Source organism: Phyllobacterium trifolii, from assembly GCF_014192095.1.
Taxonomy (GTDB): domain Bacteria; phylum Pseudomonadota; class Alphaproteobacteria; order Rhizobiales; family Rhizobiaceae; genus Phyllobacterium; species Phyllobacterium trifolii.
The window spans coordinates 17,867-33,363 of record NZ_JACHXN010000011.1 but is presented as its reverse complement, the minus strand read 5'-3'; the positions used below and the strand labels follow the sequence as shown (position 1 = coordinate 33,363).

Genomic DNA, 15,497 nt, shown 5'->3' with positions numbered 1-15,497 from the left:
AAACCTATCTCAATTTGAGTGTGGAGAGGCCGATCAGAGCGAGGATCACGGCAATGATCCAGAACCGGATCACGACCTGGCTCTCCGTCCAGCCCTTCTTTTCGAAATGGTGGTGAATTGGCGCCATCAGGAAGACGCGCTTTCCAGTCATCTTGAACGATGCCACCTGGATGATCACCGACATTGCCTCCATAACGAACACGCCGCCGATGATGGCGAGGACGATCTCATGCTTTGTGGCGACTGCGACTGCACCAATGAGGCCGCCAAGCGCAAGCGAGCCAGTATCGCCCATGAAAATGGCGGCGGGAGGCGCATTGAACCAAAGAAAACCTAGCCCAGCGCCGATGACCGATCCGAGCACAACGGCCAGTTCACCCGTGCCTGGCGTAAAGTGAATCTGCAGATAATCGGCAAAAATCGCGTTGCCTGCGAGATAGGCGATGACGCCGAACGAGGCAGCCGCGATCATCACAGGAACTGTCGCCAAGCCATCGAGACCGTCGGTGAAATTCACCGCATTGCCTGCGCCGACCATGACGAAGGCCGCGAACGGGATGAAGAATATGCCGAGGTTGAGGATGAGTTCCTTGGCGAACGGGAATGTCAGTGAGGATGAGAATGGCTCCTGCCCAGCCCGCATGATGGCAAGGCCGGCTATGGCAGCGACAAGGAATTCGATGCCCAGACGTGCACGCGCAGAAAAGCCCTTGAACGACTGTTTGCTGACCTTGAGATAGTCATCGTAAAAGCCGATCGCTCCGAAGAACAATGCGACCAGAAGAACAATCCAGACATAGACGTTCGACCAATTTGCCCAGAGCAATGACGAGACCACAATGCCCGTCAAGATCATCAGGCCGCCCATCGTCGGCGTTCCGGCCTTTTTGAAATGGGTCTGCGGACCATCGGCGCGGATAGGCTGGCCACGTCCCTGCCGAATGCGCAGCGAGTCGATAATGCGCGGGCCAAACAGGAAAACAATCAGCGCAGATGTGATCAGCGCTCCGCCGGTTCTGAACGTGATATAGCGGAACACGTTCAGAAACTGGATATGTTCCGCCAGCCCGGCGAGATAGTACAACATACGTTAATTCCCCATACACGCAGGCTATTCGGCAGGACCGAGCGGCTCTACGGTGTTGTATTTTTGCAGGAGCGTTTTCACGATCTGCGCGAAGCCGGTCCCCTTGGATGACTTGACCATGATCACGTCACCGGCTCTGATGGTGTTCAGCAATTGCGGTTGCAATTCGTCTACGGTCTGCCTGTATTCGGCATGAAATTCAACCGGCATGGCCGATTTCAGCGCAGCCATCTCCGGTCCGCCGAGAAAAACCATATTGATTGGATTGGCCAGGATCACCGAAGATAACTCGGCGTGAAGCTTCGGTGCCTGCTTGCCCAATTCCAGCATGTCGCCAAGAACCGCGATGCGGCGGCCCTTACCATGAGGCGTTGCGGCCGCCAAAAGCTCGATTGCCGCGCGCATCGACGCTGGATTGGCGTTATAGCTCTCATCAATCAATGTGAACGTTCCATTGGCGATCTCAAGGAGATGGCGCGCGCCGCGACCACTCTCCGGCCGCAAGGACGCGAGCGCCAGCGTTACCTTGGTCATGTCCGCGCCTGTCAGGTGGGCAGCACCGAGGACTGCAAGTACGTTCTGGACCATATGCCTGCCTGGAGCACCTATTTTGACGACTGCTTCCTCGCCCGCAAGACGCGCCGTCAAACAGGAACATTCGTCGTGGAGTTTAAGCTTCATCAGGCGATAGTCGGCCCGCGCATTCTCGCCAAAACTCTTTATGTGTTCGACACCTGCATCGTGTGCCAGCTTTTCTAGAAGTTTGAAGTGCTTATCGTCGCGGTTGAGCAACGCATAGCCGCCCGGGACAACTCCTTCGAAAATCTCGGCCTTGGCGATGGCGATTTCCTGCAAATTCTTGAAGTGCCCGAGATGTGCAGCAGCAATCAGGGTAATCAAAGCGACGTGCGGGCGCACCATTTTGACGAGCGGGCGTATCTCGTCGGCATGGTTCATGCCGATTTCAAAGATGCCATAATCCGTGTCCGCCGGCATACGCGCGAGCGTTAGCGGTACGCCCCAATGATTGTTGAAGGATGCGACAGAAGCATGCACTTTTCCGGCTTGCACAAGCACATGCCGCAGTGCCTCTTTGGTGGTTGTCTTGCCGACCGATCCTGTGACGGCCACGATCTGCGCATGCGAGCGTTCCCGCGATGCAATGCCCAGCCGGGTCAACGCCGCCAGCACATCGTCAACGACGATCATCGGCGCTTTCAATTTGCCGAGCGCCGGCAGTTTTGCTTCGGCGACCACGAGGAGTGCTGCGCCAGCTGCAACTGCAGCCGTTGCGTAGTCATGGCCATCGAGAGCATCGCCCTTGATGGCAAAGAACACTTCGCCGGTCCGCAGGGTGCGCGTATCAATGGAAATTCCGGTGATCCCTTCAGGCAATTTGCCGACGGGCCTTCCATTCATCGCTTCGACCATTGCATCGGAAGTCCAGAGCAGGCTCATGCGCCCTTCTCCCGCGCCAGCCGGTCTTTAAGCGCCTGAGCGACTTCGACGTGGTCAGAAAACGGGAGCACAACATCGCCGATGGTCTGGCCTTCTTCGTGCCCCTTGCCCGCAACGATCAGCGTATCGCCGGTCTTCATCATGGCGACGGCTTCCTGGATCGCCTCACGGCGGTCTGCGATTTCGCGGGCACCGGGAGCCGCGGCGAGAATTTCGGAACGGATGGTGGCAGGAACTTCGGAACGCGGATTGTCATCGGTCACGATGACCACATCCGCGAGGCGTGTTGCGATTTCGCCCATCATCGGGCGCTTTCCCTTGTCACGATCACCCCCGCAACCGAAAACAACGATAACACGGCCCGTCGTGAACGGCCGAACTGACGTCAGCACATTTTCGAGCGCGTCAGGCTTGTGTGCGTAATCAACATAGGCCGGAGCGCCATCTTCGGTCGCACCCACAAGATCGAGCCGTCCCGGCGCCCCCTTCAACCGTTCAAGCCCGCGCATGGCAGCTGCGGCAGGTACACCAGAGGCCATTGCGAGACCTGCTGCGACCAAACCATTGGCAACCTGGAAATCACCAGCGAGCGGTAGCGTAATCTCAAAGATCTCACCGGCGATGTGCACTTCAACGTGCTGGCGGAACCGCTCGTGCTCGACCCGCTTCAGGGTGATGAAATCGCCCTTCCGGCCGACGGTCAAAACCGTACAACCAGCCTGCTCTGCTGCGGCGATGGTGGGTTTGGAGAACGGATCGTCTGCAAAGATGATAGCCGGTGCGCCCTTGGGCAGAAGCTCTGTGAATAGCCGCAGCTTCGCTGCATGATACTCCTCGACGGTCGCATGATAATCCATGTGATCGTGGCCGAGATTGGTGAAGGCTCCGGCGAAAAGCCGGACGCCGTCGAGCCGGCGCTGGTCGAGACCATGAGAGGAGGCCTCCATCGCCGCGTGGGTCACGCCCTCTTCCACCAATTCGCGCAGCAATTTATGCAGTTCGACCGGATCTGGTGTGGTCAACGAACCATAATCATCGCGCTTCGGCGAGACGACGCCAGTGGTTCCAATGCTTGCCGAAGCAAAGCCCGCCTGCGCCCATATCTGACGCGTGAATGACGCGACAGACGTTTTGCCGCTGGTGCCGGTAATGGCAACCATCACATCTGGCTGTAGTTTATAGAAACTGGCAGCGGCTAGTGCCAATGTCCGGCGTGGATCATCGACATAAATGATGGGTACGGAGACGTTGCCAAGTTTTGCCCCGCGCGACGTCACGATCACGACGGCACCGCGCGCCACCGCATCGGCAGCATAGGCAACGCCATCGGCCTTCGAGCCCTTCAATGCAGCAAACAGAAATCCACGCTCGACCTGACGGGAGTCCGACGTCAGGCCACGGATTGTCTTCTCTCCGAGTTCGGAGATAGCCAAGGCTGGTATGCCGTTCAGATCTTTCAGTTTCATGGCCGGACTGGACCCATCTTCACTTTAAAACCATCGAAAACGCGACGGTACGATTCGCGTTCTACCGTTATTGATCAAAATTAACCATTAATGGAGCGGATTCTTGTTCTTCGCGGAAATCAGGCTGGACCCCCAGAAACGATGCCGATCTGCGAATGATATCCGCAACCATTGGTGCTGCGTTAAAACCTGCCGTGGCGCCTACCTTGCCTTCTTCCGCCTTGGGTTCGTCGATAATTGTCAGAACCACATATTCCGGCTTGTCGATCGGAAAGGCTGCGACAAAGGCGTTGAAGCGTACGTCGCTAGAGTAGCGGCCGTTGATCACTTTTTCCGCAGTGCCGGTCTTGCCACCAACGCGATACCCGGGAACCGATGCCCGGTTACCGGAACCACCTGAGCCTTTCTCAGCGTTCAGGCGATAAAGATAGCGCATATCCTCGCTGGTCTTTTCGCTCACCACCTGTTTTGCGACCTTGTTTGCCGCTTCGATTGTGCGAGGCAGGAAAGTCGGTTCAATGAGCTTGCCGCCATTCATCAAGGCGGCTGCACCAACCGCCGTCTGCAATGGTGTTGTGGCCATACCGTGACCGAAGGCGATCGTAATGGAATGCACCTTCTTCCAGACCTTCGGTTCCATCGGACGCGCGACTTCGGGCAATTCCGTCTGCATTCGATCAAGCAGTCCCATGCGATGCAGGAAGGCACGGTGTCCTTCGATACCAACAACGTCCGCTTCCTTGGCCGAGCCGATGTTCGAGGAGTAGATGAAGACTTCCGGCATGGTCAGGATGCGATTTTTCCCATGGAAATCGCGGATCGTCTGTCGACCGATGGTGATCGGGCGTCTCGCATCGAACGTACTCTGCAGATTGACCTTGCCGGAATCGAGCGCCATCGCGGTGGTAAAACTCTTGATGGTGGAACCCATCTCGTAGGTACCGGCGGACATGCGATTGAGATGGTCTTTATCCAGCGCGTTGAATGGATTGTTCGGGTCGAAATCCGGCGCTGAAGCCATCGCAAGCACTTCGCCGGTATGCACATTGATCACGACCGCACCGGCCGCAATCGCCCGGTATTTTTGCATCGCGGTAACGACCACATCGCGCACGACATGTTGGACACGCAGATCGATCGACAATTTCACCGGCTCAAGGGAGCGGCTATCGGCAAGACCGACATCACGCAGGTCCGACAGCCCCTGCTCGTCGATGTATTTCTCCATGCCGGCAATGCCCTGATTGTCGATATTGACGAGACCAAGGATATGCGAAGCAGTGGGGCCGCCCGGATAGAAACGGGACTTCTCAGTGCGGAAGCCAATGCCTGGAATTCCCAGCGCCATGATCTGGCTCTTCTGCTGCGGCGTCAGGCCGCGCTTGAGCCAGGCAAAACCTGTCCCGCTCTTGAGGCGGCTATAGGTCTGTTCGAAGTTGAGATCCGGCAAAACTGTCGAAAGCAATTCGATGGCTTCGTCCGGGTCGACGATCTTGCGTGGCTCGGCATAGAGCGAGGCGGTCTTGATATCGGTGGCCAAGACTTCGCCGTTGCGGTCGAGAATATCGGGACGCGATGCAAGTACCGCGCCGGTCGGGCCATTGTAGCCCGTCGTGTCTTCCTGCATCCCGTAATAGACCAAGCGTCCGCCGATGATCCCGTATATGCCGACGAAACAAGCTATCGCCATGACAACGCGATTGCGGGCGCGATTGCCCGATTTTTTCTTTTTGGCGTCAAGCGCGAAAACAGGCGCGATGCCCGTCACCAATTCAGCTTTCTTCTGTTTGATCCAGATCGCAGCCATCAATAGAGCCCCGCTGCCTTTGGCGCTGCAATCGGAACAATTCGCTTGGGCGGCTTGGGCGCCGCCTTCGGTTTGTTGATGCTGCCGGTCATAGTTGTGTCTGGTTTGATTTTCTCACCTGCATCTGCCTCGGTGATAATGTTCGCAACGTCATCCAAATCTTGCGAGACAGGTTTCGGCTGCGGCAATTCATTGATGTTGATGATCTGTTGCGCCTCCACCTGTTGCAGATCGAGTTGGCCTTGAAACGTCTCAACCAGCTTTTGCAGACGGTTCGGCTGGGTCAGCAGGCTCCAATCAGCCTTGAGCAGATCGATGGTGTCCCTCTCATCCGTTATCATGCGTTCGAGCCGGGTCACCTGCGTCATCTGGTTTTCAGCATCGTGCTTGATCTTGTAAGTCACGGCGGCCGCCAGGATCATCAGCCCGATCAATATGATGTCGAAGGTACGCAGCACGGATCAGCCCCTCGCTGTTTCATGGAACACTGGAAGATTCGGCAAGCCATAGATCGAATGATCTTCGGCCAGCGGCGGATTGTCTGTGCGGATGCCGGCGCGCAATTTCGCCGAGCGGGCTCGCGGATTGCGGAGAGCCTCTGCCTCGCTCGGTGCAACGATGCCCTTGCCGACAGGGGTGAAGCTTGCCAGGCGCTGTTCGAGTTGCGGCAGATGACGCGAGCCGCCGCCAGTCCCTGAGCGGTCGGAAAAGAAACGCTTGACGATACGGTCTTCGAGGGAATGGAACGTGACGACGACAAGCCGCCCGCCAGGTTTCAACACGCGTTCAGCGGCATGCAACGCGCGTACGAGTTCGCCCAATTCATCGTTGACGAAAATGCGCAGGGCCTGGAACACCCGCGTCGCCGGATGGATCGGCACTTTCGGGTTTCTGCCGACAAGTGCCTCTATGGCATTGGCAAGGTCGCGCGTGCGGGTGAACGGTTCGGTCACTCGGCGCTTGTCGATCATACGGGCGATGCGCCCGGCATGGCGCTCCTCCCCGAGAAAGTTGAAGATTCGCGCCAGATCACCGATTTTCAGGCGATTGACGACGTCGGCAGCACTCGGACCGGTACTCGACATACGCATGTCGAGCGGGCCATCTTTCTGGAACGAAAAGCCCCGCTCGGCCTCATCGATCTGCATGGACGAAACACCGATATCGAGAACGATGCCATTCGGTGCACCGAGCAACGCGACCTGATCCAATGTTGAAAAAGTACCCTGCACCAGGGTCAATCGCCCGGCGTATTCCTTTTCCATGGCACGGCCGGCCTGGATGGCTGTTGGGTCGCGATCGACAGCCGTTACGGAAGCGCCTGTCTCCAGAATTCGCTTTGTATAGCCACCTGCGCCGAACGTACCATCGATGATCAGCTGCCCCTTTTCCGGCTGGAGCGCAGCAACGACTTCATCGAGCAGGACCGGAATATGACGGCCATCGCCCGCATCTGGCGAACCCGCCATCAACTTTTCCCCGCGGTCAGATTTTCCTGACGGCGCTTTTCCGCCAGTCGCTGCCGGACCTTTGCCCGATGCGCCTCGAACCGGTCCGGGTGCCACATCTGAAAATGCGTGTTGGCGCCCGCAAAGGTCACATCCGATGAAATGCCCGTATGCTCGCGCATGAAATCCGTAACCGTTATCCGCCCATCCCCGTCCAGCTTCAGGAAACCGCCATCCGCGTGAAGATAAAACGACATGTCGTCTGCCGTCTCCGCGAAAGGATCCTCGCTGTCCAGATGGTTGTCGAAGCGCGTCAAGAGTTCCGGACCGCCCGCATCGAGCGCAGGCAGATGCAGAGAACGCAGGGCGTAGAGTTCCGTGTGTCCGGCCGCCTGGATGATCGAACGAAAATGCGCCGGAACGGACACCCGTCCCTTCGCATCGATCCTGTTCGTCACATGTCCGAGGAACCGGTTCAAAACGCAACTCCGCCGTTTCCGCCCCCAGGGCTTCGATCATATCTACCTCTGCCTCACCCTTCGATCGCTTCGAAGCGCGAGCCCCACCAATAGAAGTCCAAGCACCGGCAAACTGAGCCGAACGCCAGCCTTGGCATGCCAAATCGTATTTCGGGAAACACCGTGTCGACTGAACGCTACTGATGAAATCAATCGATATCATGGGGCACTATGGGCGTCAATGGGATTACAAGACACAGAGTGGGAATGAGCCGCTATTCCGGCACACTTCCGGCGATTCTGAATTTATCGCTCATTAAGCTTAATGAAGGGTTAGGACTCTTCGGGAAGTCGTAATTGACAAAGCACGACCGGACCGCTCGAAAGCAGCGAAATCAATAAATTGAAAATGCCAGCTGGCCTGTAAGCCGGGTTCTGTATGGCTGGATTTTCATCCAACGCGGCAGCCATTCATCTTGGACGGATGTTGCCATCCGCCTCCTGCAACCCACCCGGACGACTGACCCGGAAACTGATCGCCGGACTTTCGCCCGGCACGCCGTCCCTATTCGGTTTTGCTCCCGGTGGGGTTTGCCATGCCGCCCCTGTTACCAGTTGCGCGGTGGGCTCTTACCCCACCCTTTCACCCTTACCCCGTCATTCCTTGCGTCCGATACGAGCCGTATCCGGCGCAACGAAAGACGGGGCGGTTTCCTTTCTGTGGCACTTTCCCTGGGGTCACCCCCGCCGGACGTTATCCGGCACCGTGTTTCCATGGAGCCCGGACTTTCCTCACATGCCGCCTTTCGGCGTATGACATGCGCGGCTGCCCGGCCAGCTGGCGATGCGTATAAATGCGTTTCGGAGGAAAAACGCAAATGAAAAAGGCCGGAAACTATCCGGCCTTTGAATTCATCAAGGGATTGACCAACCTTACATGGAGGCCATTTGCAACTTCACCTTGCTGCAGTAGTTGGCAGAAACCGGGTTCATGCGCGTGGCGCCATGACCGGCGTTGTAACGAAGGATGGTGCCGCAGGTCGTGCCGTTACCAAGCTTGTGCGCGCCGGCAAGATACTTCATGCCCCACTGGATATTTGTTTCCGGGTTGTAGAGCGCCTGCCGCGAACCCGTATAGCCAAGGCCACGCGCTGTCTCGAGCTTGATCTGCATCAGTCCGATTTCGCCGGCGCTGCCGGTCATGTTCGGACGATAATTGCTTTCCACCCTGACGACCGCGTTCGCCAGCGCAAAAGGAACACCATAGGACGACGCGTAAGAGCTGATAATCGTCGCATAGTTCGACGATCCGATCGCTGAAGGGACACCGCCCGTGGTCATTGTATCGACACGGTTGATGGTCTGGTTACGAACGACGGTTTTCACCCGCGCTTTAGCATGAACCACCGGGCGTTTGTGGGTTGAAGCCTTTTTGCTCACCCGCTGCGGCTTGACTGCGCTTTTCTTGACCGCCGTCTTTTCAACACTGCGCTTGGCCTGGATCTTTGCCTGTATTGGCTTCGTAGACTTGTTAACGGCTTTCTGTTTCGCCGCTTCGGCCCGTTTCGCCTTCATGTAGTCGGCGAGGTTTGTCGGCTCCTTTGGAGCGCTGAATGCTGAATTTGTGCCGAAGAAGGCCATCGCCCCAAGGAGGGCGAAAATCATACCAAATTTTTTTGTCATCTTTTTCCGTCTAGAAGCTTGGGCCGCACGAACGTGCACGCCGGGACCGTTCCGCGCCAAAAAACACAAGGGCAATGCCCGGAACATTGGCCAAGGATTTGACGGCGCAATGCAGCCGAATATTGATCGGCCAAATAACTTTGTGTAACCCATTGAAATATATATGCTGCAGCGCACAAAGCCTATCGGGAAAAGACTTTTTCGTTCAACAACTTATGACGAGACTACTGGCAGTGCAGAAAGTAGCTTGTGCAGGGTTTCGATGGTTGATACGTCCGCTACTCCATCGACTTTTTCAGGACGAAAGTGACGCTGGAAGGCCAAAATGCCCAATTGTGTCGACGAACCGAACACACCATCGATAGGAACGCCATAGCCATAAAGAGCCAGCATTGACTGCAGGGCCTCGACAGGTTGCCCCTCATCGCCAAGCGAAAAGAACCTTCCGCCGCGTACCGGCGAAGGGCCAACCCAATGGCCAATGCCCGCATCGTAAAGTGCTGGCCATGGAAATTTTTCGCCGGGATCGATCTTGCGCGCCGGCGCGATATCTGAGTGCGCCAAAACATTCTCCGGCCGGATGCTGTGGCGCGTCACGATACCTTTGCAAAGGTCGATCACTGCCTCGATCTGCCGTTCAGGGAAATCGGGAAACCCGAGCAGCGGACCACCGTTGACGATCTCGATTCCGATGGAACAGGAATTGATATCGGTCTCACCCTTCCAGGAGCTCTGCCCCGCATGCCAGGCGCGTTCGCTCTCCGGCACCATCTGTACGATACGGCCATTCTCGTAAACGACGTAGTGAGCGGACACTTCACTTTGCGGATTTGCCAGCCAGCTTTCTGCTGCCTCGCCGGTTTCCATGCCGGTATAGTGCAGGATCAAGATGGAGGGACGTTTGCCATCCTTGCGTGGACCGAAATTCGGCGAGGCATGAACATTGGCCCGCGGTTGGTCCGGCTCAAACGTGCTCATATGCCTTAAGGTCTTTTTCGACTTTATCCCAAGCCGCATTGATCGCGGCGATGCGCTGGTTGGCAATGGCGATGAACTCTTCCGGCACTCCGCGTGCCATCAACATGTCAGGGTGGTTTTCGCGAACGAGCGCGCGATACTGCTTGCGCGCGGTTTCAAAATTAACGTCCCGTGGAAGACCGAGAACGAGATATGGATCCGCGTGACTGCGCCCGACATGCCGTGCCAATATGATGTCGAATTTCTCCTCATCAATCGCAAATATCTCAGCGACTGTTCCGAGAAAAATCAACTCCTCGTCGTGCAAGGCACCGTCCGACTTGGCAATGTGGAACAACCCGTCAAGGATGTCTTCCAGCATCTTGCAATTAGGCTTGCCCGAGCCGCACAGCGAAGCCAACTGGGTGGCGTAGGCTTCGTAGCCCGCCACATCCTGCTTGGCGAGGTTATAGAGGCGCGTCACCTGATCCTGATATTGTGCCGGCACATGGAAAATGTCATTGAAGGCGTTGATTTCCACCTGCGTCACGACCCCGTCGGCCTTCGCCATCTTGGCCGACAATGCAATCATGGCGATGGAGAAGGCTACGCGCCGCCGCGTTTCCGGATCGCCTTCAAACGCAGTACGCACCGCCTCGATGATGCTCGAAAAGGCATCGATCGCTGTGCTGGTAATGAAATCGCTGATGCGGCGCCAAATCGACATATGTTCGTTTTATTCAAATTCGTTCGCAATTGCGAGAGAGATAGTGTGTCGAAAAACGCGTTTTGCCGGGACCGGTTGACGCAGCATTTGCGTGCGTTTGGCAAAGCGGCCAGCGCATGGCTGGCCGCTTACCCATGACTGGGATTGTTTTTTTACTGAACGCCGAGTGCGTCCTTGATGGCTTTTTCTGCAGAGTCCGCAGCCGCCTTGACCTGATCCGCCGTCTGACCGGCTGCCGTCGCGGCATCCTCAGCCGCCTTTCTGGCGGTGGCGACTGCAGCCTGCTTTTGCTCAGCCGTCATTGTCGCGGCCTGTTCCTTGATCTTTTTCAAGGTCTCTTCCGCGTTCATTGGCGCCGCCGGCGCTTCCGTAGCCGCGGGCGCTGGGGCCGGAGCTGGTGCTGGTGCTGGAGCCGGTGCCGGCTGTTCGGCTTTTGCCGGCGGCTGTTCCGACTTCTGCTCACTCTCGCCGCAACCGGCTAGCGCCAGAAGCGAAACCGCCGCCAGCGAAACAACAAATTTACTCTTCATGGTTTCCTCTCCGAAATTGCTAGATGGCCCCTCGATTCCACCTTATCGAAAATAAGGCAAAGTTGGATTTTGTTTTTGCTTTCGGTTAATTCCTGTGTGGATAACCACACATACGCAGAAAATTTAATCCAAATGCTGCAGCCGATTGCGCTTGCTAACCGGGCCTGTTTATTGTGGCAGGCGGCGCGCAAGCTCGCCGAAATTTTGCAAATCACTAATTTTGAGATCGGACGAATATTATGAGCGACAAATGGGATTTCTGGATCGATCGTGGCGGTACGTTCACGGACGTCATCGCACGTGATCCTGAAGGCGGTATACGAGCCCACAAGTTACTTTCGGAAAACCCTGAAGCGTATAAAGACGCAGCAATTCAAGGCATTCGCGATTTGCTTGGTGTCAAAAAGGACGACCCCATCCCCTCGCAGCGGATCGGAGAGGTCAAGATGGGCACGACCGTTGCAACCAACGCGCTCCTCGAACGTAAGGGGGACCGGACAGCCCTCGTGATTACCAAAGGGTTTCGTGACGCATTGAAGATCGCCTATCAGGCGAGACCGGACATCTTTGCCAAGGAAATCATTCTCCCGGAACAGCTCTATGAGCGCGTGATCGAAGTCGACGAGCGCGTCCGTACAGACGGAACAGTGGAAATCGTTCCTGATGCCGAACAAATCCGCGTCGCTTTGATCGATATCAGGCAGGCCGGCATCGATGCCGTTGCGATTGTCTTCATGCATGCCTGGAACTATCCGGCGCATGAACGGACAGCGGCGAAAATTGCGCGCGAAATGGGCTTCGGTCAAGTCTCCGTCAGCCATGAGGTCTCGCCGCTGGCCAAGCTCGTTGGTCGCGGCGATACTACCGTGGTCGATGCCTATCTCTCGCCGATCCTGCGCCGGTACGTCGAGCACGTCGCGCGCGAGCTTGGTATCGAGGGCAAGTCCGATAACGGGCCTCGCCTTTCTTTCATGATGTCCTCCGGTGGTTTGACCGCGGCAGATTTGTTTCAAGGTAAGGACGCGATCCTCTCCGGTCCAGCTGGTGGCGTCGTCGGCATGGTAGAGACAGCAAAGCTCGCCGGTTTCGACAAGGTGATCGGATTCGACATGGGCGGCACCTCGACCGATGTCGCGCACTATGAAGGAGATTACGAACGTGCCTTCGACACCGAAGTCGCGGGCGTCCGTATACGCGCGCCAATGATGCGCATTCATACGGTGGCGGCGGGCGGCGGATCGATCCTGCACTATAGCGCTGGCCGGTTTCAGGCGGGTCCCGATTCTGCCGGCGCCAATCCTGGCCCAGCCTGCTATCGTCGCGGTGGCCAACTGGCCGTGACCGATGCCAATGTCATGCTCGGCAAACTGCAGCCCAAGTATTTCCCGGCGATTTTCGGACCGGGGCAGAATGAACGGCTTGACCGCGAGGTGGTAGTCCAGAAATTCACTGCCCTCGCTGCCAAGATCGGTGAAGGCAAAACACCGGAAGAGGTTGCCGAGGGTTTCATCACCATCGCGGTCGAAAACATGGCCAACGCTGTGAAAAAGATTTCCGTGCAGCGTGGCTACGACGTCACCCGGTATCTGCTGAATTGTTTCGGTGGCGCAGGAGGCCAGCATGCCTGCCTCGTTGCCGACGCCCTTGGCATGGAAGCCGTATTGATCCATCCCTTTTCCGGCCTGCTTTCCGCCTATGGTATCGGCTTGTCGTCCATATTCGCCTCCCGCCAACAGGCGTTGGTGAAAGCCTTGTCGCCAAACACATTGAGCGACATACGCCAGCTATCCGACCGTCTCTCCGAAACCGTCATCGCGGAAATCACCGAACAGGGCGTACCACCTGAACACATTATTTCACGCCCGATTCTGCATCTGCGCTATGACGGTACCGATACGACGATCCCTGTCAATTTCAGCGACTACTCCCTCGACAACGCTCGAGCTGCATTTGAGGCAGCACACAAGGCGCAATTTGGCTTCATCTACGACGACAAGGGTATCGTCGTGGAAGCAGTCGGCGTCGAGGGCTCGGATAGTCGCGGACACAAACAGACTGAAACCGAGCAACGCCAGGACAATTCGAAGCCCGAGGCCGGTGACACCTGCGTGGTCTACACCGGTGGAGCCTTCCACGATGCTGTCACCTTCCCGCGCGCCAATCTTAGGACTGGGCACAAGGTCAGTGGCCCGGCGCTGATCATCGAGACGCATCAAACGATCGTTGTGGAACCCGGCTGGCAGGCGGAAATCACCGCGCTCAATCATGTTCTGATGCGGCGGATCGAGAAGAAGGCACGCGCTGCAGCATTGGGCACGCAAGCCGATCCGATCATGCTGGAGGTGTTCAACAATCTCTTCATGTCGATCGCCGAGCAAATGGGCGTGACGCTGCAAAACACCGCTTATTCGGTCAACATCAAGGAGCGGCTGGATTTCTCCTGCGCGGTTTTTGATCGCAATGGCGCGCTGGTGGCCAATGCCCCGCATATGCCTGTGCATCTGGGATCGATGGATCGTTCCGTCGAAACGATCATCAAGTTAAATGAAGGCGATATCCATCCGGGCGATGTTTTCGCGCTCAACGCACCCTATAATGGCGGCACGCATCTTCCCGATATCACGGTAGTTACTCCGGTTTTCGATGACGCGGGTAAGAACATCCTCTTCTATTCGGCGTCGCGTGGTCATCATGCGGACATCGGTGGATCGGCGCCGGGATCGATGACGCCGCTGGCGACGACCGTGGACGAAGAAGGCGTCTTGATAGACAATTTCCGCCTCGTTGAACGGGGCCGCTTCCGCGAAGAGGAACTGACCGAGCTTTTGACCAATCATCCATGGCCTGTGCGCAATGTTCACCAGAATATCGCCGATCTGAAAGCCCAGATCGCTGCCAATGAAAAGGGTGTGAATGAACTCAGGAAGATGATCGCGCAGTTCGGTCTGGATGTGGTCGAGGCCTATATGGGTCACGTGCAGGACAACGCGGCAGAAAGCGTCCGCGGCGTTCTCGACCGGTTGCCTGAACATTCCGAATGTTCCTATGCGACCGATACGGGCCAGACGATCAAGGTCAAGATCACTGTCGACAAGCGCGAGCGCCGGGCGACTGTCGATTTCACAGGCACGTCGCCAGTGATGAAGAACAACTTCAACGCGCCAGAACCGGTGGCGCGCGCGGCGGTCCTCTATGTCTTCCGCGTCATGGTTGAGGGCGCGATCCCGATGAACGCAGGCTGTTTGCGTCCGATCGACATCATCACTCCCGATGGTTCGATGCTCAAGCCTGCCTATCCAGCAGCTGTCGTGGCCGGTAATGTCGAGACGTCGCAGCATGTTACCAATGCGCTTTTCGGGGCGCTTGGTGCCATGGCGAATTCGCAAGGAACGATGAACAATCTGACCTTTGGCAATGATGAGTACCAGTACTACGAGACAATCTGTTCGGGATCTCCCGCCGGTCATTTCAACAATGGAGCCGGCTTTGCCGGAACCTCCGGCGTTCATACCCATATGACGAATTCGCGCCTCACTGATCCGGAAATACTCGAAATGCGATTTCCCGTCCTGCTTGAGGACTTTCACATCCGGGCAAATTCCGGAGGCATCGGGAAGTTCCCGGGCGGTGGCGGTACCAAACGCACCATCCGGTTTCTAAGGCAGATGGATTGCTCGATCCTCTCATCCCATCGCAATCGTCCCCCAGAGGGCCTCGATGGCGGCGGCGACGGCGAGGTTGGCAAAACCGAAGTGCGCCGCAACGACGGAACTATTGAAACATTGAAGGCGTGCGATCAGACTGTGCTCGAGGCAGGTGAAGCCGTCATTGTCACAACGCCAACGCCCGGCGGTTACGGCAAGATCGGAGCCTGAC

Annotated in this window: 12 protein-coding genes and 1 other RNA gene; 1 reads left to right on the top strand and 12 read right to left on the bottom strand. The window is 56.9% G+C overall.

Annotated features, from left to right (window positions below; genetic code table 11):
* Nucleotides 1-4: 4 nt before the first annotated feature.
* The 12 genes from mraY to FHS21_RS17020 form a co-directional block, all read right to left on the bottom strand.
* Nucleotides 5-1,087 carry a phospho-N-acetylmuramoyl-pentapeptide-transferase gene (gene mraY, locus FHS21_RS17075; RefSeq protein ID WP_112530138.1) on the bottom strand — a complete coding sequence of 361 codons (1,083 nt, stop codon included), beginning with the start codon at nt 1,085-1,087 and terminating at the stop codon, nt 5-7.
* Between the two features lie 24 nt (nt 1,088-1,111).
* Nucleotides 1,112-2,545: a UDP-N-acetylmuramoylalanyl-D-glutamyl-2,6-diaminopimelate--D-alanyl-D-alanine ligase gene (locus FHS21_RS17070; protein WP_112530140.1), complete on the bottom strand. Its 1,434-nt coding sequence runs from the start codon at nt 2,543-2,545 to the stop codon at nt 1,112-1,114.
* Nucleotides 2,542-4,011: a UDP-N-acetylmuramoyl-L-alanyl-D-glutamate--2,6-diaminopimelate ligase gene (locus tag FHS21_RS17065; RefSeq protein WP_112530142.1), complete on the bottom strand. Its 1,470-nt coding sequence runs from the start codon at nt 4,009-4,011 to the stop codon at nt 2,542-2,544. Before FHS21_RS17065 ends, FHS21_RS17070 begins: the two co-directional genes overlap by 4 nt.
* A gap of 67 nt (nt 4,012-4,078) precedes the next feature.
* Complete coding sequence (locus FHS21_RS17060) at nt 4,079-5,818, bottom strand: peptidoglycan D,D-transpeptidase FtsI family protein (RefSeq protein WP_112530144.1); 1,740 nt, start codon at nt 5,816-5,818, stop codon at nt 4,079-4,081.
* A complete protein-coding gene (ftsL, locus tag FHS21_RS17055; RefSeq protein WP_112530146.1) occupies nt 5,818-6,276 on the bottom strand; it encodes a cell division protein FtsL in 459 nt (152 codons plus the stop codon). Before ftsL ends, FHS21_RS17060 begins: the two co-directional genes overlap by 1 nt.
* 3 nt (nt 6,277-6,279) lie before the next feature.
* Entirely contained in the window at nt 6,280-7,287 is a 1,008-nt protein-coding gene (gene rsmH, locus FHS21_RS17050; protein ID WP_112530148.1) for a 16S rRNA (cytosine(1402)-N(4))-methyltransferase RsmH, read from the bottom strand.
* Nucleotides 7,287-7,745 (bottom strand): division/cell wall cluster transcriptional repressor MraZ, encoded by a 459-nt coding sequence (gene mraZ / locus FHS21_RS17045; protein ID WP_112530150.1) that lies wholly within the window; start codon nt 7,743-7,745, stop codon nt 7,287-7,289. Before mraZ ends, rsmH begins: the two co-directional genes overlap by 1 nt.
* Nucleotides 7,746-8,132: 387 nt before the next feature.
* Nucleotides 8,133-8,566: RNase P RNA component class A (gene rnpB, locus FHS21_RS17040), an RNA gene on the bottom strand.
* A 91-nt stretch (nt 8,567-8,657) separates the two neighbouring features.
* The gene (locus tag FHS21_RS17035; RefSeq protein ID WP_112530152.1) at nt 8,658-9,407 is read right to left on the bottom strand and encodes a lytic transglycosylase domain-containing protein; all 750 of its coding nucleotides are present in this window, start codon (nt 9,405-9,407) and stop codon (nt 8,658-8,660) included.
* A 213-nt stretch (nt 9,408-9,620) separates the two neighbouring features.
* Nucleotides 9,621-10,385, bottom strand: coding sequence for a peptidoglycan recognition protein family protein (locus FHS21_RS17030; protein WP_112530154.1), 765 nt, complete (start codon nt 10,383-10,385; stop codon nt 9,621-9,623).
* Nucleotides 10,372-11,091 carry a J domain-containing protein gene (locus FHS21_RS17025; RefSeq protein WP_112530156.1) on the bottom strand — a complete coding sequence of 240 codons (720 nt, stop codon included), beginning with the start codon at nt 11,089-11,091 and terminating at the stop codon, nt 10,372-10,374. The genes FHS21_RS17030 and FHS21_RS17025 overlap by 14 nt, the downstream gene beginning before the upstream one ends.
* A gap of 152 nt (nt 11,092-11,243) precedes the next feature.
* Entirely contained in the window at nt 11,244-11,621 is a 378-nt protein-coding gene (locus FHS21_RS17020) for a hypothetical protein (protein ID WP_112530158.1), read from the bottom strand.
* Nucleotides 11,622-11,860: 239 nt separating this feature from the next.
* Here FHS21_RS17020 and FHS21_RS17015 point away from each other — a divergent pair, with 239 nt between their 5' ends.
* Nucleotides 11,861-15,496, top strand: coding sequence for a hydantoinase B/oxoprolinase family protein (locus tag FHS21_RS17015; protein WP_112530160.1), 3,636 nt, complete (start codon nt 11,861-11,863; stop codon nt 15,494-15,496).
* Nucleotide 15,497 lies beyond the last annotated feature (1 nt).